The organism is Kushneria sp. AK178, from assembly GCF_053903105.1.
This window is the reverse complement of sequence record NZ_CP096381.1, coordinates 1544634-1564882: the sequence shown is the minus strand read 5'-3', so window position 1 is coordinate 1564882 and position 20249 is coordinate 1544634. Positions and strand designations below refer to the sequence as shown.

At 60.8% G+C, this 20249-nt stretch carries 21 protein-coding genes; 6 read left to right on the top strand and 15 right to left on the bottom strand.

The annotated features are described in order from the left end of the window. Positions 1–12: 12 nt before the first annotated feature. Positions 13–1104, bottom strand: coding sequence for a chorismate synthase (gene aroC, locus M1D97_RS06980; RefSeq protein ID WP_456270011.1), 1092 nt, complete (start codon positions 1102–1104; stop codon positions 13–15). Positions 1105–1193: 89 nt separating this feature from the next. Then, positions 1194–2162 carry a 50S ribosomal protein L3 N(5)-glutamine methyltransferase gene (gene prmB, locus M1D97_RS06975; RefSeq protein ID WP_456270010.1) on the bottom strand — a complete coding sequence of 323 codons (969 nt, stop codon included), beginning with the start codon at positions 2160–2162 and terminating at the stop codon, positions 1194–1196. 189 nt (positions 2163–2351) lie between these two features. Between prmB and M1D97_RS06970 the strand changes: the two genes are divergently transcribed. Then, positions 2352–2936, top strand: a complete 585-nt coding sequence (locus tag M1D97_RS06970) for a Smr/MutS family protein (protein ID WP_456270009.1) — start codon at positions 2352–2354, stop codon at positions 2934–2936. On the opposite strand, the gene M1D97_RS06965 is transcribed toward M1D97_RS06970, so the two are convergent. Beyond that, on the bottom strand, positions 2921–3799 hold the full coding sequence (locus M1D97_RS06965; protein WP_456270008.1) for an alpha/beta fold hydrolase: 879 nt from the start codon (positions 3797–3799) through the stop codon (positions 2921–2923). The two genes, M1D97_RS06970 and M1D97_RS06965, sit on opposite strands and share 16 nt — an antisense overlap. Positions 3800–4204: 405 nt before the next feature. Here M1D97_RS06965 and M1D97_RS06960 point away from each other — a divergent pair, with 405 nt between their 5' ends. Further along, positions 4205–5155 carry an AEC family transporter gene (locus tag M1D97_RS06960; RefSeq protein ID WP_456270007.1) on the top strand — a complete coding sequence of 317 codons (951 nt, stop codon included), beginning with the start codon at positions 4205–4207 and terminating at the stop codon, positions 5153–5155. Between the two features lie 27 nt (positions 5156–5182). Here the strand turns inward: M1D97_RS06960 and sixA are convergent, their stop codons facing one another. Further along, entirely contained in the window at positions 5183–5680 is a 498-nt protein-coding gene (gene sixA / locus M1D97_RS06955; protein ID WP_456270006.1) for a phosphohistidine phosphatase SixA, read from the bottom strand. Then, positions 5677–6783 carry an NAD(P)H-dependent glycerol-3-phosphate dehydrogenase gene (locus tag M1D97_RS06950; RefSeq protein ID WP_456270005.1) on the bottom strand — a complete coding sequence of 369 codons (1107 nt, stop codon included), beginning with the start codon at positions 6781–6783 and terminating at the stop codon, positions 5677–5679. The genes sixA and M1D97_RS06950 overlap by 4 nt, the downstream gene beginning before the upstream one ends. A gap of 302 nt (positions 6784–7085) precedes the next feature. Between M1D97_RS06950 and M1D97_RS06945 the strand changes: the two genes are divergently transcribed. Continuing rightward, a complete protein-coding gene (locus tag M1D97_RS06945; protein WP_456270004.1) occupies positions 7086–7748 on the top strand; it encodes a response regulator transcription factor in 663 nt (220 codons plus the stop codon). Continuing rightward, entirely contained in the window at positions 7745–9169 is a 1425-nt protein-coding gene (locus tag M1D97_RS06940) for an ATP-binding protein (protein ID WP_456270003.1), read from the top strand. The genes M1D97_RS06945 and M1D97_RS06940 overlap by 4 nt, the downstream gene beginning before the upstream one ends. A gap of 73 nt (positions 9170–9242) precedes the next feature. On the opposite strand, the gene M1D97_RS06935 is transcribed toward M1D97_RS06940, so the two are convergent. The 3 genes from M1D97_RS06935 to M1D97_RS06925 form a co-directional block, all read right to left on the bottom strand. Then, positions 9243–10010 (bottom strand): protein bax, encoded by a 768-nt coding sequence (locus M1D97_RS06935; protein ID WP_456270002.1) that lies wholly within the window; start codon positions 10008–10010, stop codon positions 9243–9245. Between the two features lie 181 nt (positions 10011–10191). Continuing rightward, a complete protein-coding gene (gene htpG / locus M1D97_RS06930) occupies positions 10192–12075 on the bottom strand; it encodes a molecular chaperone HtpG (RefSeq protein ID WP_456270001.1) in 1884 nt (627 codons plus the stop codon). A gap of 172 nt (positions 12076–12247) precedes the next feature. After that, positions 12248–12574 carry a YkvA family protein gene (locus M1D97_RS06925; protein WP_456270000.1) on the bottom strand — a complete coding sequence of 109 codons (327 nt, stop codon included), beginning with the start codon at positions 12572–12574 and terminating at the stop codon, positions 12248–12250. Between the two features lie 194 nt (positions 12575–12768). Here M1D97_RS06925 and M1D97_RS06920 point away from each other — a divergent pair, with 194 nt between their 5' ends. Continuing rightward, a complete protein-coding gene (locus M1D97_RS06920) occupies positions 12769–14697 on the top strand; it encodes a transglycosylase SLT domain-containing protein (RefSeq protein WP_456269999.1) in 1929 nt (642 codons plus the stop codon). A gap of 59 nt (positions 14698–14756) precedes the next feature. Here the strand turns inward: M1D97_RS06920 and M1D97_RS06915 are convergent, their stop codons facing one another. The 6 genes from M1D97_RS06915 to M1D97_RS06890 form a co-directional block, all read right to left on the bottom strand. Beyond that, entirely contained in the window at positions 14757–15326 is a 570-nt protein-coding gene (locus M1D97_RS06915; protein ID WP_456269998.1) for an exopolysaccharide biosynthesis protein, read from the bottom strand. A gap of 132 nt (positions 15327–15458) precedes the next feature. Continuing rightward, positions 15459–16028, bottom strand: a complete 570-nt coding sequence (locus M1D97_RS06910; protein WP_456269997.1) for an exopolysaccharide biosynthesis protein — start codon at positions 16026–16028, stop codon at positions 15459–15461. Between the two features lie 217 nt (positions 16029–16245). Next, positions 16246–17187 carry a cation diffusion facilitator family transporter gene (locus tag M1D97_RS06905; protein WP_456269996.1) on the bottom strand — a complete coding sequence of 314 codons (942 nt, stop codon included), beginning with the start codon at positions 17185–17187 and terminating at the stop codon, positions 16246–16248. Between the two features lie 20 nt (positions 17188–17207). Further along, positions 17208–17642 carry an NINE protein gene (locus M1D97_RS06900; protein WP_456269995.1) on the bottom strand — a complete coding sequence of 145 codons (435 nt, stop codon included), beginning with the start codon at positions 17640–17642 and terminating at the stop codon, positions 17208–17210. Between the two features lie 88 nt (positions 17643–17730). After that, the gene (locus tag M1D97_RS06895; RefSeq protein ID WP_456269994.1) at positions 17731–18198 is read right to left on the bottom strand and encodes a GNAT family N-acetyltransferase; all 468 of its coding nucleotides are present in this window, start codon (positions 18196–18198) and stop codon (positions 17731–17733) included. Continuing rightward, positions 18195–19034 (bottom strand): isopenicillin N synthase family dioxygenase, encoded by an 840-nt coding sequence (locus M1D97_RS06890; RefSeq protein WP_456269993.1) that lies wholly within the window; start codon positions 19032–19034, stop codon positions 18195–18197. The genes M1D97_RS06895 and M1D97_RS06890 overlap by 4 nt, the downstream gene beginning before the upstream one ends. A 220-nt stretch (positions 19035–19254) precedes the next feature. Here M1D97_RS06890 and M1D97_RS06885 point away from each other — a divergent pair, with 220 nt between their 5' ends. Further along, entirely contained in the window at positions 19255–19461 is a 207-nt protein-coding gene (locus tag M1D97_RS06885; RefSeq protein ID WP_456269992.1) for a cold-shock protein, read from the top strand. A gap of 137 nt (positions 19462–19598) precedes the next feature. On the opposite strand, the gene M1D97_RS06880 is transcribed toward M1D97_RS06885, so the two are convergent. After that, positions 19599–20036, bottom strand: coding sequence for a hypothetical protein (locus M1D97_RS06880; protein ID WP_456269991.1), 438 nt, complete (start codon positions 20034–20036; stop codon positions 19599–19601). Positions 20037–20249 lie beyond the last annotated feature (213 nt).

Genomic DNA, 20249 nt, shown 5'->3' with positions numbered 1-20249 from the left:
TGCCCGGCAGCGCTAGTGCTGCTTGAGACGGGGGGTATCGACGCTCACGTCTCCATTCTGGCCGCGCTGGCGCAGCAGATGATCCATCAGGGTCAGCGCCATCATGGCCTCCGCGATCGGTGTGGCACGAATGCCCACGCAGGGGTCATGACGCCCCTTCGTGATCACCTCGACCGCCTCGCCATGCACGTCGATCGAGCGACCGGGCGTGGTAATGCTGGAGGTCGGCTTGAGGGCCAGATGCGCCACGAGCGGTTGACCGGTCGAAATACCGCCCAGCACGCCGCCGGCATGGTTGGAGAGAAAACCCTCGGGCGTCATCTCATCGCGGTGCTCACTGCCGCGCTGGGCAATACTGTCAAAGCCGGCACCGATTTCCACGCCCTTGACCGCATTGATGCTCATCAGACCATGCGCCAGCTCGGCATCCAGGCGATCAAATACCGGCTCGCCCAGCCCGACCGGCACGCCCTCGGCGACCACGGTAATGCGGGCGCCGACACTGTCCTGATCGCGCCGGAGCTGATCCATGAAGGCCTCGAGCTCCGGCACGCGCTCGGGGTCAGGGCAGAAAAAGGGATTGTCATCGACCCCGTCCCAGCTCTTGAAGTCAATGGTGATCGGGCCGAGCTGGCTCATGTAGCCGCGCACGCTGATGCCCTTTGCCGCCAGATACTTTTTGGCAATCGCCCCGGCCGCCACCCGCATGGCGGTTTCACGCGCACTCGAGCGCCCGCCACCGCGATAGTCCCGAACGCCGTACTTGTGGTGATAGGTGTAGTCCGCGTGCGCCGGGCGAAACTGATCCTTGATCTTCGAGTAATCCTTCGAGCGCTGATCGGTATTGTCGATCATGAGACCGATCGGCGTGCCGGTGGTCACCCCCTCGAACACGCCCGAGAGAATGCGCACCTCATCGGCCTCGCGCCGCTGCGTGGTGTGGCGCGAGCTGCCGGGGCGACGGCGATCCAGATCCCCTTGCAGGTCCGCCTCACACAGCGGCAGACCCGGCGGACAGCCATCCACGATGGCGCCCAGCGCCTGGCCATGGCTTTCCCCGAAGGTGGTCAGCGTAAAGAGTTTGCCGAAGGTATTACCGGACATGGTGTCTTTCCTGATAGTGCGCCGTGCCGGCCGATCATCCGGCGACACGACAGATCAAAATTCAAACCGGCGCCTGCCGACCTGAAGACTCAGCGCGACAGCACCGTCGCCCACTCATCGAGCTGAGCCGCGGTCAATGCAAACACCCCGTGACCGCCGCGGGCGAACTCGAGCCACAAAAAGGGCACGTCCGGCCAGGTCTCGATGACGTGGCGTTCGGAGTTTCCGACTTCCACAAGCAGTACGCCATCATCGGTGAGATACTCGCGCGCCTCGCGCAGTATGCGCCGGACAATCTCGAGACCGTCATCTCCGGCGCCCAGCGCCAGCGTCGGCTCATGGCCGAACTCGACCGGCATGCCGCCCAGATCATGGGCATCCACATAGGGCGGGTTGCTGACGATCAGATCAAAGCGCTGGCCGGCCACCGGGGCAAAGAGATCCCCGGCTACCGCCCTGACGCGATCGCCCACGTCATGACGGGAGATGTTGGCCCGGGCCACATCGATGGCATCACTGCTGACATCCGAGAGCATGACATGGGTGGTCGGCATCATCAGCGCGGCGGCAATGCCGATACAGCCCGAGCCGGCGCACAGATCCAGCATGTGCGCCGGGTCACGCTCGTCAAACCACAGGTCAAAGCCCGACTCGATCAGCTCGGCGATCGGCGAGCGCGGGATCAGCACGCGCTCGTCCACGTTGAACGCAAAACCGGCGTAGAAAGCTTCTCCCAGCAGATAGGGCAGCGGGCGACGCGCGGTGGTGCGCTCGCGCAACAGGGTAATGATGCGCATACGCTCGATGCGAAGGACCCGGGCATCGATAATGGCCGGGTCGACATCATGGGGCAGGCGCAGCGCACCCAGCACCAGCGCCACGGCTTCGTCCCAGGCGCTGTCGGTGCCGTGACCGTAATACAGATCGTGGGCGTTGAAGACGCTGACCGCCAGGCGCAGGTAGTCGCGCACGGTGACCAGCTCATCGATCAGGGTGTCATCATCCAGTGACAGTGGCGCAGCGGCGGGTACGGGCATGCGGGCAGAAACGTCGCTCATGAGTGCGGCGGCCTTGTCGGGTATTGATCAAGTAAAGAGAGGCCGAAAGTGTACCCGTTATCCCGTAGCGGCGCATCGTTACAGACCTGCACATCAGGACCTGATTCCCTATAATCAGCGGCTGAACTCACGACGTCGACGCCACCATCAGCATGACGGGCAACAACATTACCCAGTGGAGACAAAGGCATGGCCGGTAACCGCCCCCCTGACGATGATGACTGGTCGGTCTTTCGCGAGGCCATGCAGGGCAGCGACATTCGTCCTGTCCATCATGACCGCGCCGACGTCGGCCGCCGGCCTCAGCGCGAGAGCCTTCGTCATCGCCGCGAGGCCGCGGCCAGCAGCGGCAGTACGGTGACGGCCACCTCTTCGCGCACCTCCGATGGGCGCGTCGATGCGGTACGTCCGTCAGAGACGCTCATGTTTTCCCTCAGCGATCTGCCCCATCGCACCCTTGCCCAGCTCAAGCGCGGCGCGATTGCCTGGCAGGCGGGCCTGGACCTTCATGGCTACGATCTCGAGCAGGCCCGGGCCGAGCTCGAAGCCTTTCTGCAGGAAGCCCGTTCCAATCGGGCGCGCTGCGTCTTGATCGTTCACGGCAAGGCGTGGTCGGGCGCGGCGCGCTATCCGGTCATCAAAAGCCACGTCAACGCCTGGCTGCGCGAGCTTCCCGAGGTGCTGGCCTTTTGTTCGGCTCAGGATCGGGACGGCGGCACCGGCGCCGTCTACGTCCTGCTGCGCCGTACCCGCGAGGACTACGCCACGCCATAGGCCGCGAGAATTGCCCCGGCCACCCCGGTCACGCTCTGCGGCTCGAGATGGAGATGATGGCCGCCGGGCACGCGATGGGTGGTCAGGGTGGTCATCTCGTGACGTACGCCTTCGCGGTCCAGATGGTTGCCGACGATACCGTTTTGCGCCTCGATCAGATCGACCGGCGCCTGAATGGCCAGCAGCATGTCGCGGGACTGCGCAGGCGTCAGCTTGACCTGCGAGGGGCGCAGCAATCGCGGGTCGGTGCGATAGCGCATTCGCGCATCATCCTGCACCAGGCTGCGCGCGATCAACGGCTCGGCGGTGTCATGATCCAGCGGTGTAATGGCGCCGGCCACACGCGCCTCGAGCGCCGCTTCAAGCGTTGCATAGGATGGCGGCGGCGACAGCGGCCGGCGTACACCCAGCACGCCGTTGCGCAGCTGACGCGTCGCCTGATCCGCCGGTGTCGTCAGCGCACCGATGCCGTCGATCAGCCACAGCCGTTCAATACGCTCGGGCAGCGCGGCCGCCAGCAGGCACGACACGCAGGCGCCCAGCGAATGCGCCAGCAGCGTGGCCCGCTCGAGGCCCAGATCATCCAGCGTATCCAGCACGTCATGCAGGTAGTCCCAGAGCGCGTAATCAGTGCCCTTGCCCAGCCACTGCGATTTGCCGTGGCCGGCAAAGTCGATGGCCACGATACGAATATCGAGCCTTTCCACCAGCAATGGCGCCAGCCGTGTGAAGGTGGCGGCGTTGTCCAGCCAGCCATGCAGGGCCACCCAGGTCGGCGCCTCCTTCGACAGCCCCTCCCGCTCCCATACCAGACCGGCCAGACGGTTATCGGCCAAATGGCACTCTCGCGGTCTTGCGCTCATCCTGCTCGCTCCATCGTCATCAAATTTGAAACAATACGACGGCTAACGATGTGATGCACTCCCTGTATGCACGACATCTGTTTGAACAGGCATCATGCTCGACCCGGCGCAGGACATCGCGACCGAGTGTCACGGGCAGGCGGGTCGCCCGGCCCGCCGGCGATGCGTATAATGAACGGCCCTGACTCTCATCTGCTCCGGAGCCGTACATGTCCGCTTCTTCCCGCCGCCTGCGTAACCGCCTCTTTTTTGTCGTGGTGCTGGCCGGTCTGATCACCGGATTTGCCACGCTCTAGATTCCTTTTGATATCACTTTCCGGAAGGTCTTCTCCGGGGCGGCCCTGATCGGGTCGTCTTCGGGGAGGCCATAATGTCATGGCCCCTGTCGCCATACGGTAGCCCCGCATGAATCCGTCCGCCCTGTTTGCCGAAACCCTCAATGTCACCTTTCCCGTCTTTGCCATGGTGCTGCTGGGCGTTGCGCTCAAGCGCCTCAAATGGATCGACAGCGCCTTTGTCAATACCAGCTCGGCGCTGGTGTTTCGCGGCGCCATGCCCACCCTGCTTTTTTTGTCCCTGATCGATGCGGACATGTCGCAGGCGATCATACCCGACCTGATGGCCTATCTGGCGCTGGCGACCGTGGCCAGCTTTCTGCTCATCTGGTGGTGGGCAACAAGACGGGTCGCCCTTGAAGATCGCGGCGTCTATGTGCAGGCGGCCTTTCGCGGCAACGGCGGCATCATCGGACTGGCACTGGCCGCCAACATGTATGGGTCATTCGGTCTCTCTACCGGCAGCGTGCTGGTGGCCACCCTCATCCCGCTCTATAACGTGCTGGCCGTGATCGTGCTGGCCTGGTATCAGCCGCAGGCCCGAGCCGGCTGGCGCAGCATTGTGCTCAAGATTGTCAGGAATCCGCTGATTCTTGCCGTGGTGGCAGGACTCTCCTTTGCTGCCAGCGGGCTGGCCCTGCCCGACTGGCTGCACACCTCGGGAGAGTACTTTGCCAATCTGGCACTGCCGCTGGCACTGATCAGCATCGGCGGCACCATGTCGATGACCGCCATTCGCGAAGCCAGCGGCGCAGCGCTCGGCGCCAGTCTGATCAAGATGGTGTCGATGCCGGCCGCGGCCATACTGGTGGCCTGGCTGGCAGGCTTCGAGGGGCGGGAGCTGGTCCTGCTGTTTCTGTTTCTGGGCAGCCCGTCTGCCGCTGCCAGCTTTGTGATGGCTCGCGCCATGGGCGGTAACGCAAGGCTTGCCGCCAATACGGTCGCCATTACAACGCTTGCCAGCAGCGTCACCATCACGCTGGGCGTCTTTATTCTGCAGATGACCGGCATGGCGGGCTGACACGCCCGCCAGGGGAGTGACCGAGCGCTAATCGATCGCTGCGGTAGCGGGGGTGACGTGGCGTGCCATCGTCGCACAGCCGGCGGCCCAGACCTGAGCCTCCAGCTCGACCACATCCGCCGTGCCCATGGGCAATCTGGCGTTGGGGCCGCCATCCACCAGCTGGCCGACCAGCTCGGCCACCAGCGGCATATGGCTGACAAACAGCCAGGGGGCGTCATCTTCCCGGGGATCGACATTGTGGGTCAGCCAGTCGATCAGGGTGGCCGGCGGCGCGTCGGGGGTCATGATGGGCAGGGTCATGATGTCGTCCACGTGCAGGGCCCGGCCGACAATGCGGGCACTCTGCTGGGCGCGATCATAGGGGCTGGCCACGATCTTCAGCTGATGCCCCTGCTCTCCCAGAACCGAAATGAACCAGTCCGCGATACGGGCGACCTCCTGCTGTCCGGTAATGTCCAGCGGCCGATGGGCATCGGGCGATCCGGAAGCGGCTTCCCCGTGGCGCATGATATAGATTTTCATGATGGGATATCCCTGGCTGCGGTTTGCTGCTGAGCACGCCGCGTATCCTCTCGCGGCAGCGTGAATTCAACGTCACTACTCTGTTCACTGCGCATGAGCGTCGTGGCCATCTCGCGCGGCGCGACGCCTTCGAACATGACCCGATAAAGCCCGGTGGCCAGCGGCATGTAGATATTGTCCTGCTCGGCCTTCTGAACAATCAGCGACACCGTATTGACCCCTTCGGCCACCTGCCCCAGCGCCTCGGTGGCCTCCTCCAGCGTGCGACCCTCCCCCATGGCATGACCGACCCGGTAATTGCGCGACAGGTTCGACGAGCAGGTCACGATCAGATCTCCCACGCCGGCCAGGCCCAGAAAGGTCATGGGACTGGCGCCCTGGGCTACTGCAAAGCGGCTCATCTCGGCCAGCGCCCGGGTAATCAGCATGCTGCGGGTGTTCTCCCCCATGCCCAGCGCCGCCGACATGCCCACGGCAATGGCATAGATGTTCTTGAGCGCACCGCCCATCTCCACACCATAGCGATCATTGTTGGCATAGACACGAAAATGATCACACGACAGTGCCGCCTGCACCCGCGACCGGGTCAGTTCATCATCGCTGGCAATGACACTGGCACTCAGATGTCCCTGGGCGACTTCAGCCGCCAGGTTGGGCCCGGAGAGCACGCCGATATGAGGACTGCGTGTCTCCTGCTCGAGAATCTGGCTCATCAGCAGGAAGCTGTCGGTTTCGATACCCTTGGTGGTACTGACCAGGATGGCATCATCAGCAAAATGGGGCGCCGCCTGACGCACGACCTGGCGAAACCCGCCGGAGGGGATGGCGATCAGTACCAGCTGCGCCTGCTCGAGCACCCAGGCCAGATCCGTGGAGGCCACGACGTCCGGATGCATATGGAAATCGGGCAGATAGCGATGATTGACGTGCTGGGCATTCACATGGTCGACCAGGGCGGCATCGCGCATCCACTGGCGTACTCCGGCGCCACCGCTGGCGGCAATACTGGCCAGCGCCGTCCCAAAGCTGCCGCCTCCCAGCACGGCCACCGGAGGCACACGAATATCATCTGTACTGACCTGAGGCTGATGCTCGACTGCCATGGAGTATCCTTGTTGATCGACGATGGGCAGGCTTTAGTGTAACGCTTACAGGCGACTCGGGTAACGCACGCACTACCTGCTTCGGCAGGTATACCAACACCGGCCGCCTACGGCCCGGCCGGTCGGATTCCGGCAAAATGCCCATCAGGGCACCAATAACCGTTTTCAGGGTCATAATGTCGAATCAATGACTTGCGCCCACACACAGGACAGGGATCATGAGAACATCGCACCATCACGCATCGCTGCCAAGCGCCGGCGTCACATCATCCATGCCACCCACTGATCAGGAGCCCAACAGCATGCAGGTATTATTTGTCGAAGACGATTTATTGCTGGGCGATGGCGTGGAAACCGCCCTGCGTCGTGAAGGCCATGAAGTGACCTGGCTGACCGAGGGCGAAAGCGTCCTTGAACATATCGAACAGGGGCTGGTCGAGGCCGTCATTCTGGATCTGGGGCTGCCCGGCATCGATGGCATGGAAGTCCTGCGCCGGATCCGGGCCGCCCACGATATCCCGGTGCTGATCCTGACCGCCCGCGACAGCCTGGAAGATCGCATTCAGGGCCTTGATGCCGGCGCCGACGACTATGTGCTGAAACCCTTTGACGTGGATGAGCTGCAGGCCAGACTGCGCGCCATCAGCCGCCGCCTGGGCGGACGCACGCAGCAGAGCATCCGGATCGGCCCGCTGCACATCGATCATGCTCGCCACGAGGTCAAATGGCAGGAGCAGCTGGTCAAGCTCAGCCGCCGTGAATACACCCTGTTGCATGAGCTGGCCCAGCACCCCGGACAGGTCTTTACCCGCCCCCATCTGGAGAAGCTGCTTTATGGCTGCAGTGACGAGATCGAGTCCAATGCGCTGGAAGTACACATTCACCATCTGCGCAAAAAGCTCGACAGCAACCTGATCGTGACCCTGCGCGGCATTGGCTATCGTCTGGACGACACCATCGAATGACCTCGATCCGCCGCTACCTGACACGGGCCGTGATGGGGCTGGTACTGCTGGGCGCGATCCTCTCGGGCCTGGCGGCGTGGCTGATCACGAAACACGAGCTCGAGGAGATGTTTGATGCTCAGCTCTCCCAGTTCGGGCGCATCGTGACGGGCATGATCGATATCAACATGGATTCGCAGGACTATCGGGCACTGGCGGACCGCCTGACGCAACCCGGCCATGCCGCACGCTTTTACAGCATGGAGGGGCGCGACACCTCGAGCATCATCATGGATACGCACTCCGAGAACACGCCGCGGCGTTTCCGGGAGGAAGAGCGTCTGCTGTCACTGGGCTTCTGGAACAGCGACCGCTCGCCGCGCATGCTCAGCGCCGAATGGAATGACAGTGGCCCCTTCCCGCCCCCCGGCAAAACCGGCTATCGCTGGGTCACTTATGACGGGGAAGAGTGGCGCGTGTTCAGCATCTACGATGAGCAGCACAATGTCTGGGTCTCTACCGGGCTGCGCGAGGATTTTCAGCAGGAGCTGGTCTACAAGATCCTGCTGGGCAACAGCATTCCCTTTTTGTTGATACTGCCGCTGCTGGGCATCGCGCTGTGGTGGGTCATCCGCCGCGGGCTACGCCCCATCGATAACCTCTCGGCCGAGGTGGCGCGGCGCTATCATCAGGACCTCACCCCCATCGAACAGCAGCCGCCCCGCGAGCTGACGGGGCTGCGCGACTCCCTCAACGCCTTTATCGAACGGCTTCGCATGGCGCTGGACCGCGAAAGGCGCTTCACGGCCGATGCCGCCCACGAGCTGCGCACCCCGCTGGCGGGGCTGAAGATTCATCTGGACAATGCGCGCGCCAGCGAGCAGGACTCGCAGAACTCGCTGGACAAGGCGCGTCACGGCATCGAACGCCTGCAGCGCGTGGTGGATCAGCTTTTGACTCTGGCGCGCGTGGAGCGAACACCACAGCGCCAGCTGGATGTGGTGGATCTCTATCCCATTGCCTCCCAGCTGGCCGGCGAACTTTGGCCGCTGGCCGACCACCGGCAGCAGGCGCTGGAGATGAGCGGTCTCTCCTCGCTCAGGGTACGCGCCGACCCGACAGAGCTGGGCGTGCTGCTGCGCAACCTGCTGGACAACGCCCTGCGCTATACCCCCGATGGTGGCACCGTCGTGCTGCATCTGGACATGACCCGGGGCCAGCCAATGATTCAGGTGATCGATGACGGCCCCGGCGTCCCCGCCGAGTCGCTGGAAAAGATTACCGAACGCTTTCATCGTGCCAACCAGCGCATGACAGGCAGCGGCCTGGGGCTGTCGATCGTCAAACAGCTGACCCAGCGTCAGAAGGCAAGGCTTGCCATCGACAACCGCCAGCCGCACGGGCTGATCGTAACCGTCACCTGGCCCGAGCTGCAGGAGTGAGAGCCGTTCACGATCACCAGCCACAAAAAAGTCGCCTCTCGGGCGACTTTTTCATGGGCAACCGGGCAATCGATCATGCCGGATCATCACTGTCCTGCACACGGATTTCATCGATCAGCGGCGCATTGGTGCTCAAAAGCGACTGCAACGCCGCCAGATAGGCATCACCACGGATGGAGTAGTTCTGCAGCGAGGGGATCAGCGCCAGCGCATTGACGTTTTTATCCTTGTCGCGCAGTGCGGCGCGACGCTCCCGCAGTCCCTCATAGGCGCGGTGGGTATTGAGATTGCGCATATAGGCTTCGATACCGTCATAAACGGTCGCAAACCCCTGATAGCCGCTGCCGGTACCGATCTGCTCGAGACCACAGTTATCACTGAAGCAGCGCATGCCAAAGAGGTTGTTGCCCTCCCGGGCAAAACGCGATGTGCCCCAGCCGGACTCTTCCACGGCCTGGATCAGTACCAGCTGAATCGGCACGGTATCGACACGCCCCAGCAGCGTGGACCAGTCAACGTCCGTCTCGTTTTTGCAGCTCAGGTCATAGGCCTTGCAGATGGCAGCCAGGCGCTGTCTTGAGTCGACGGTCCAGTCCGTCTGATGCTGCATGTGCAAAAGCCATTCACGATCATTTTGAATCTCGTCGTTGGCCTTCTCGATCAGCGGGATCATGAGGTTGAAAAAGGCGATCTTGCGATCGGTGCCGGCCGGGTGTTCCCGCAGGTCCGGCATCTGGAAACTGGGCTTGCTGGTATCAGCGTGCGAGGGAGTGAAAACGCTGAACATGGAGAGTGCAAGCACGAGCGTCAACGTCGTTAACGGGCGATGCGTTCGTGTCATGTGACAGGGCTCGGTTTCAGAACAAGGTGGCAGGCTAACATGTTTCGCCTGTCATGTCCCCATCATCGACGAGATGAGGCGAACATCCGACATTGTGCATTATCGTGCAAAATGCCGGATGCATGTTGCGGTTTTCCAACCGGCAATGACGGTGACAGCCCGTCATTGCTCGGGGAGGGCTTTAGTGGGTCAGCATGGCATTCAGGCGACGTACATAGGCGGCGGGATCATCCAGCTGGCCGCCCTCGGCGATCACGGCCTGATCAAAGAGCACGTGAGCCAGATCCGTGAAGGTCTCACCTTCGCTGCTCTCGAGTCTCGAAACCAGCGCATGATCGGGGTTGAACTCGAGAATCGGCTTGACCTCGGGCACCGGCTGACCGGCAGCCTCCATCAGACGGCGCATCTGATAGCCCATCTCGTTTTCCGGCAGGACCACACAGGCCGGTGATTCGGTCAGGCGATGCGTTACGCGTACTTCCTGAACCTGATCGCCCAGCGCCTCGCGGAAACGCTCGACCAGCCCTTCCTTGGCCTTCGCGCTCTCCTGCTGCGCCTGCTTCTCTTCTTCGCTGTCGATCTCGCCCAGATCCAGGTCACCGCGGGTGATATCAACCAGCGATTTGCCGTCGAATTCGGTGAGATGCGACATCAGCCACTCATCGATGCGATCGGAGAGCAGCAGCACTTCAACGCCTTTCTTGCGGAAGATCTCGAGATGCGGGCTGTGCCGCGCGGCATTGAAGCTGTCGGCAATGATGTAATAGATCGCCTGCTGATTGTCATGCATGCGCGAGATGTAGTCGGCCAGCGACTGGTTCTGGGTAGCGCTGTCCGTATGGGTACTGGCAAAGCGCAGCAGGCCGCCGATCTTTTCACGGTTGCTGTGATCTTCGGCCGGACCTTCCTTGAGCACGCTGCCGAACTGGCTCCAGAAGTTCTGGTAGGTCTCGCTGTCCTTGGAAAGCTTGCTCAGCATGTCGAGCGCGCGCTTGGTCAGCGCCCCTTTCATCTTCTCGACCTGCGGGTCCTGCTGCAGGATTTCACGCGAGACATTGAGCGACAGGTCGTTGGAGTCGACCACGCCCTTTACGAAACGCAGGTACAGCGGCAAAAACTGCTCGGCGTCATCAATGATGAAGACACGCTGGACATAGAGCTTGAGGCCACGCGCCCCTTCACGCTGATAGAGATCAAACGGCGCGCGCGAGGGCACATACAAAAGACTGGTGTACTCGAGCTTGCCTTCGACCTTGTTATGGCTCCAGGTCAGCGGGTCGCTGAAATCATGCGCCACGTGCTTGTAGAACGCCTTGTACTCATCGTCGCTGATCTCGGTACGCGGCCGCACCCACAGCGCCTGGGCCTCGTTGACCGTCTCCCAGGTGACGGTAACATCGGTTTCATCCTCGCCTTCCTGAACGGTCGGCATGCGCACCGGCACTTCAATGTGGTCGGAGTACTTGCGTACCAGCGCCTTGAGGCGATGCTCGTCGGCAAACTCGAGGGCATCTTCCTTGAGATGCAGGACAATCTCGGTACCGTGCTCGGCGCGCTCGATATCGACGATGGTGAACTCACCCTCGCCCTTCGAGCGCCACTCCACGCCCTGCTCCTGGGGCGTGCCGGCCTGACGCGTACGCACGACCACCTCGTCTGCGACGATAAAGCCCGAGTAGAAACCGACGCCGAACTGCCCGATCAGGCGGGCGTCCTTTTGCTGTTCACCGGACATCTGCTTGAGGAACTCGGCCGTGCCGGATTTGGCAATCGTGCCCAGATTGGCAATCACGTCTTCACGGTTCATGCCGATACCGTTGTCACGAACAGTGACGGTTCTGGCTTCCTTGTCGAATTCGATCTCGACGCGAAGCTCGGTATCCCCCTCATAAAGCGCATCGCTTTCCAGCGCCCGATAGCGCAGCTTGTCGCAGGCATCGGCACTGTTGGAAATCAGCTCACGCAGGAAAATTTCCCGGTTGGAGTACAGGGAATTGATCATCAGGTGAAGAAGCTGTTTGACTTCGGTCTGAAAACCGAGCGTCTGCTCTTGCGCACTCGTCATGGCAACATTTCTCTTCTGACAATAATCAACAGGATGAAACACGCCGCGCGGCCGTTCTCGACCCGGCCGCGCCGTGCTGTGTGTACCCGTTATGGGGGAAGTTACCGATTTTTCAAGAGAAACGGCCCTGCATTCCTGTATGCAGGGCCGTTCGTGGCGACGGAATCAGCCATCACGTTGCGGGTGTGTCGGTACTCTCGCGCCAGCGACGATAGTCATCCAGCTCTTCATCAATCTTGGCCAGCAGCCAGCCGCTGATGATGACGTCATCGACCAGTCCCCAGAAGGGAATAAAGTCCGGGACCAGATCGAAGGGACTGACCACGTAGACGATGGCCAGCGCCATCAGTCCCACTGCCTTTTTGGGCAGCGGCCGGTACCGCCCCTTGCGCCAGTCGTTCAGCATGGGAAAAAAGGTGCGAAACGCCTTGAAAATACGCCAATAGATACGACCACGGCCGCGAATCAGACCAAGAGGATTGAGTCGACCTTTTGCCATGGATGGATACTCCAAATAAAGGATTGTTTCAAAAAGGCCGTTGATTGTCCGTGCCCATTTAACATCGCAGGCGCTGAAGATCTTCCTGCCGGGATCGTTAAATTCAGCCACCTGGATTAGTCTAGGCGCCCGGGAAGCAGTATGCCTGCCCCGGGCGTGTTCATATCGATGCTGACAGGAGTTTTCGGGTGAGGGTGACGCAGACATTATCCAGACGCTGGCTGGCCGTCATGCTGGCAGCCGGGCTTGCCGCGCCAGCGCTGGCCGGTGACGAGAGCTTTGACCGGTCTTTCGAGGCCGCCCGTGCCCAGCAGTGGGACCAGATCGATCGTGACGCCGTTCGGGGGCACGTACTGGCAGGCTATGTCGAATACCACGAGCTCAAGTCACGCCTGCCGAACGTGTCACCATCCATCATCAACGATTATCTACAGCGCCATGACAACTCGGTGCTTTCGGAGTGGATGCGCGGTGTTGCCCAGGATGCATGGGGCGCCCGCCAGCAGTTTGACAACTTTCTGGCCGTCAGTGATGGCATGCCGCAGCGTACGACGCGTCAGTGCTGGTACTATCGCGCCCTGCTGGATCGGGAACCCGAACGCGCCGCACTGGGAGGGCGCAATCTGTGGCTGGTCGGCCATTCCCAGCCCTCGGCCTGTGACCCGCTGTTCGATCGGCTGCGGGCCAATAACGCCATCACCGGCGCCGACATCTGGGCGCGGTTGATGCTTGCCTGGCGCAGCGGGGATGACGGCATGCAGCGCTATCTGCCGGGCGAGCTGCCGGGGAACTGGCAACCCCAGCGCGCCGCCTTCGAGCGCCTTCAGGGCGATCCCGGACGCATCACCGGGCTGCCCGACCTAGTCGGCAACGACACACCGGGCGTCTCCCCTCTCTACAGCACTGCCATGGCGCGCCTGATTCGTCAGGATACCGCCCGGGCACTGTCCGCCTGGCAGGAGATCAAGTCCCGCGCGCCGCTGACCGATGAGCAGCGCCACGATATTGAGCATGACCTGGTCTTCTACTCGCTGGTACGCGATGTCAGCGCCAATGCGCAGTGGGCCGATGCCGCCGCGGCTCAGCTGGGGGATCAGGACCTGCTGGAGCTGCGTACCCGCAAGGCGCTCGAGCATCGCCAGTGGCGCGAGGTCGCCGCATGGATCGAGCGCATGGCGGAAAGTGATCGGCGTGACGCCCACTGGCAGTACTGGCTGGGCCGTGCCCGACAGCAGCTGGGCAACGAGGCCGGGGCGCGGGAGGCCTGGCGGGTCGCAGCGGGTCAGCGCAGCTTTTTCGGCTTCGCCGCCGCCGATCGCATCCATCAGCCCTATGCGCTTCAAAACGCGCCGATCACGATCGCCGAGCAGGATCTTCAGGATGCCGCCGCCCTGCCCTCGATGCGCCGCGTGGCCGCACTGTATCGCATTGATGAGCCGGGGCTGGCCCGCGCCGAGTGGTACTACCTGATGCGCCACCTCCCCGAAGCGCAGCGTCCGACGCTGACGCAGTATGCCCTCACTCAGGGCTGGTATGACCTGGCCATTTACGCTGCCATTCGCGGTGATCACTGGGATGCGCTCGACTGGCGGTTCCCGCAGGGCTATGCCGACCTTTTCCAGAAGTGGGGACAGCAGCGCAACGTCGATCCCTGGCTTCTCATGGCGCTGGCACGACGTGAAAGCTCCTTCAATCCCCAGGCCCAGTCACCGGTTGGCGCACGCGGGCTGATGCAGCTGATGCCGGGCACCGGACAGCATGTCAGCCAGCAGCTGGGGGTGCCCTGGCAGGGGGTGACAAGTCTTGAAGACCCGGAGACCAACGTCATGCTGGGCAGCGCCTATATCCGCGACATGGCGGCGCGCTACAGCGGCAATCGTGTTGCGGCAGCCGCCGCCTACAATGCCGGCCCCGGCCGGGTGGATCGCTGGCTGGCCCAAAGCGACGAGCCCTTTGACCTCTTTATCGAAGAGATCCCCTTTCGCGAAACGCGCGAATACGTGCAGGCCGTGCTGACCTATCGCGCCATTTTCGAAGGACTGGCCAAGGGCACCACCGAAGGTGTTCACATGATAACCGAGCACGAGCGCACAACGCGCTATAGCGACGCCCTGCAACGCTGAACGACAGCATCATCGAAGAGCAAGGGCCCCGAAGGGGCCCTTGTTTATGGCAGGAAAAGTTATAGCAACAAAAAGAACCCCGCCATCCCTGCCACGGCCACGACCAGGCCAATCAGCATGGCCAGGCCATCACGCATCAGCATGCCCAGCGCGACCAGAAGCAGCATGGCACAGGGTAGCGCCGGTGCCATCGGCAGCGGCTCGACAAAGGGAATGGACAGGCTGATCAGGACAATGAACAGCGCCGTAATGCGCCGGGTCATCTCATTGTTCATGAACCCCAGACGCGGCCTGAAAAGCTTCTCCAGTCGCCTCACCCAGGGATTGAGCTTCTCTACCGTGCGATGAAAGCGCTGCCCATCGATCGACAGCTGGCGCAGGCGCCTGGGCAGCCAGGGGCTGTTTTGACCCATGACCATTTGAATGGCAACCAGCGCCGTCACCACCCCGCAGATGGTGGGCAGACCGAAAATGGGCAGGGCCAGCGCCACCAGTGGCGGTATGACCAGAAGCGGACCGAAGCTGCGCGACCCGAAGGTCTCCAGAACATCGTTGAGGTTGACATCATCCCCTTCATGCTCTTTATCCAGCGACGTCATCAGCTCGCTGAGCCGGGTTGTTTCAGTCATGCAGGTCCATATGATGTGTGATGGTTGCCCCTGTAATTTTCAGGGCTGTCCATGAATACGGGATATTTACAAAAGCCTGACTGGCGAATCACCGGGCAGGGCTGTTACGACAATGGTCAAACCGACATGCGCCTATAGCGCCAACCCCAGCCACAGGGAGCCTGCGATGGCAATCAACAGACTCAGCAGTATCACCAGCCCATCGCGTGCCGTCATGCCCAGCGCAATCAACAGTAATACGCCGGAAGGCAGTGCTGCCGCAAAGGGCAAAAGTTCCAGTGGTCCCATCGACAGACTGATCAGCGTTACCAGCACGGCAATGAGACGTTGCGCCATGGAGGAATCCATGAAGACCAGCCGGGGCTTGAAGAGATATTCAAGGCGTCTGGCCCAGGGCTTGATCCGAACCACCGTACGATGAAAGCGATCTGCATCAACGGAAACATCGCGCAGCCGCTTTGGCAGCCAGGGGTGGGTACGCCCGAATACCTGCTGAACCGCGATCAATGCCATGAACAGGCCACAGGCGGTGGGAATACCCGGTACCGGGCAGACCAGCGCCAAAAATGCAGGAATCACCAGAAGAGGCCCAAACCCTCTGGATTCAAAGGTCGTCAAAATGTCATTGATACTGACATCGTTGCCCTCATGCCTTTCATCGAGCGACGTTAAAAGCTCACGCAGTGTCGTGCCATTACTCAAGAGAAACCTCGATGCCGTAGTGGCGTATCATGATATGTATTCAGGGCCTCCGGGCCCATAAAGGTCGTCAAAATGTCATTGATACTGACATCGTGGCCCTCATGCCTTCATCGAGCGACGTTAAAAGCTCACGCAGTGTCGTGCCATTACCCAGGATAAACCTCTCTGCCGGGATAATGGATCACGGCCCTCATTTCATGGTTTGTGATCCGGCACATTATTCCGACGTCCCGGACGATACAGACGCATCAGCAGTCAGACTCGACTCGGCCTCGATAAACACCCGCTTGATCTCGCGATGCTGCGCCTTGAGGCTCTGATCAAGCTCGGCGATCACGCTCTCGAGGCGCTCGGCCGGCATCCGGCGATCAAAGCGCACGCTCAGGTTCACCAGTATAAAGTTCGGGCCCATGTGCATGGTCAACACCTCATTGACGGCCTCGACCCGGGAATGATTGCCCACCGTAGTACGAATGTCTTCTACCACACGGCGGTTGGCGCTCTCGCCGATCAAAAGTCCCTTGGTTTCGATGGCCAGCCATACGGCGGTGCCTGCCAGTATCAGGCCGATCACGATGGACGCCACACCATCAAAGATCGGGTTGCCGGTCACCTGACTCAGCCAGACCCCTGCAAGGGCTACCACAAGGCCCAGCATGGCAGCCGAATCCTCGAACAGCACCATGAAAAGCGACGGGTCCTTGCCGCGCTGTACTGCTTCCACATAGCCCCACTTGCCCTTGGCCTTGCGAAAGCCGTGCAGGGCAAACAGCCATGAGGCGCCTTCGAAAAGGATGGCCAGTCCCAGTACAATGTAGTTGACCAGTGGAGAGGAGATGGGCTCGGGAGACAGGACATGGATCACTCCTTCATAGAGCGACACGCCCGCCCCGATCGCAAAGATCAAAAGGGCCACCACAAAGCTCCAGAAGTAGACCTCCTTGCCGTGACCGAACGGAAAGTCCCGATCCGGCGGCTTGCGGGCCCGATGCATGCCCAGCAGCAGCAATCCCTGGTTGCCGGTATCGACCACCGAATGAATGCCTTCGGAGAGCATGGCCGAGCTGCCCGTGATGGCAGCAGCCACGAATTTGGTAATGGCCACCGCCAGATTGCCCGCCATGGCAGCATAGATGACGGCTTTTGATTCAGCGGCCATGATGGCGTCCTTTTCGAAGACTAGCGCTCGCGCTGATGCTTGATCGACAGCTGGTCGTTGAGTGTCCAGAAATCATAGAGCACGCCCAGCAGAAACAGGCCGCCGGTCAACAGATAGATGATGCCCGTGATCCACTTGCCCATGTACATGCGATGGATACCCAGCACGCCCAGAAAGGTCAGTAAAATCCAGCTGACGGTGTAGCTTCGGCTGCCACGCTGAAAACGCAGATCCGCCTGGCGGTCCATGAGCGGAATCAAAAAGAGATCGACAATCCAGCCGATCAGGAAAAGACCAAAGGTGAAAAACCAGATGGTTCCCGTCACGGGTTTGCCGTAATAGAAGCGATGGGCGCCGGTAAAACCAAAAAGCCACAGCAGATACCCCATAAGCATGTTATGGGTGCCCTGCGTGGTGTTGGCCGTATGTGCTGGCGCGTGTTCGGGTGCAGACATGGCGTTGCCCTTTCAAGAAACGATAACTGCACCCGATATGGTGACAGGCGGTGAGACAGTCAATATCAAAGCATGCAAAAGTACATCGTCACACTTGTCTTTCCATGTTCAAAAGCCCCGAGATCTCGCTCGAGTTCGGCATGACCTGAAACCCCATGCGCTCATAGAGCCGACGCGCGGGGTTTTCGGCGAAGACCTTGAGGCGCATGCTCTTTGCCCCCAGTGCCTCCTGTCGGGCGATCCAGTGCATCAGCACATCAGCGCCAATGCCCTGCCCTCGCCACGGCGCCGTCAGGTGCAGTTCGCGAAGATAATGAATGTCCTCTGCCACATCCCAGGCAATCAGCCCGGCCCTTTGCGCATCACGCATGATCATGGCCGTCTCCAACCGCACCCACTGCTCCTTGAAAAGCTGACGACTAAAGACCATGCGTCGCTTCTGCCAGTAGGGAGACATGGTCTCCTCGACCAGCTGCTGGGCGAAACGCAGGTCATCGGTATGGTTGCCGGGTCGCCAGTCCAGCGGCCACTGCGGCTGCGAGGTGACGGCATTCATGCAACACCCAGCTCCCTGAGCCTTTGCTGGAGATAACCATCGGCGCTATAGCGCTCGGAGAGCACCACCTCCGGTCTGGGATGCAGAAACAGCGGCAGGGAGAGGCGAGCACGCTGGCGCGAAGCCCCTTCGGGATTGACCACTCGATGGGTGGTGGACGGGAAATAGCCGTTTGATGCTTCCTGCAGCATATCCCCCACATTGATGATCAACTGACCCGGATCACAGGGCACGGGCAACCATTGCCCGTCACGCCCCTTGACCTCCAGCCCGGCTTCGTTGGACGCCGGCAGGACGGTAATCAGGTTGATGTCCTCATGGGCTCCCGCACGCACGGCGCCCTCGCCCTCATCGCCTTCGAACGGCGGATAGTACAACACGCGCAAAAGTGTTTGATGGCTGTCGCGAATCATGCTGGAAAGCGATTCGCTGAAGTGCTCCGAGACCTCTTCCGGGGTATTGGCCTCGATCCATCCCAGAAGAGTGGTCGCCACTTCCTGGGCAATTCGATAGTACTCGTCAATATCGGCCTGCAGGCTGTCGGGCACCCTTGTCCCTGGATAGATATGGAAGTACTCCTTGAGATCCTTTTGCGTCTGCCCCTTTGCTGTCTCGGAAACGCTGGCCGGGAAAAAACCGGCGTGCGTCGCGGGATCGAAACGCCATCGATGCTTGCTTTCGTCTTCGAAAAAGGCAGCCCATCCGGCATAGATTCGCTCGACAAGCGCCTGTGGCACCGGGTGATTGCGCACCACACCAAACCCGGTTTCGCGCAGCGACTGCGTAAACTGCCGTGCTGCCTGGTCATTTTGATAATCGACATTTTGAACGTTCATCAATCCTGCCTCTTTGTGCTGATCACTCCAATGCATGATGGCATGTACCTGAAGATTGGCAAATTGGACTTGACCTTTCTCAGGCGACTGGATCATGCTCATGGAGGCAGCTTTGCAGGTAGAATGTCTGACCGATCCTTCGATCGTCATTCCTCTGAAAGCCCAACGCATAAACGGGCTGCGGCTCGGTATTACTGCAAATAAAGCAAGGACATCAAAGATGGCAACCGGTACTGTCAAGTGGTTCAACGACACCAAGGGATACGGCTTTATCTCTCCCGATGACGGTGGTGACGATCTCTTCGCACACTTCTCCGAGATTCAGGCTGAAGGCTTCAAGTCGCTTCAGGATGGTCAGAAGGTCTCCTTTGAAGTGACTCAGGGCAAGAAGGGCCTTCAGGCCGCCAACATCAAGGCCATGGACTGATCACTGCATCAGCATGACCGCCTTGCAAAAAGCCCGCGCCATGGCGCGGGCTTTTTTATGTCCGACGGTCGGCAGCTTTCGAACCAGTGTCCCTTGCTGCCGAACCCGGCAGGCCGCATGACGACCTGCCTGTCGACTTACTGTGTGTTGCTCGAGGAGTTATTGATCTGCTCGGCTTCTTCCGCCTGGCTCATGGTGCCCGATGAGCCGGCATTGGTCGCCGTATGACCCGTACCGCCCTCGCGCATGCCGGTGCTTTCATCGGTGCTTTCCTGGGATTCGTTCATGCCCTGCATGGTGCCCGAATCCTCGTCCATGTCATCCGTGCCCGACATGGTATCGCCGTTGTCGGAATCCATGGTGTCATCGTTCATGTCACCATTATCGGTACCGGCCTGCTCGGCAGCGCCATCGGAGGTCGCATTGGCACCTTCACCATCCATGTACTGGCTGGTTTCACTGGCTTCCTGAGCCTGATCACCCGCTTCATCGGCCGGATCGTCCTGGCCACAGGCACTCAGACCGAGCGCCATGGTAAAGGCAAGGCCTGCTGCCGCGATTGTCTTCCCTTTCATGAATACCTCCCTGATTACTTCAAGATAAAACCACATCGATACAGGTACGGCTCGGAGGCGATAAAATACTGCCCCTTGAAACGGCTTGCACCATTTCTGCGTACTCTGAAAAGCGTAGACCAATTCAGACGCACCAACGTATTAACACTGATGCGTTACATTGTTGGCCTGTTACTTATAGCCGGGCAGCCACGTACATGCAGTCGTCGTTTT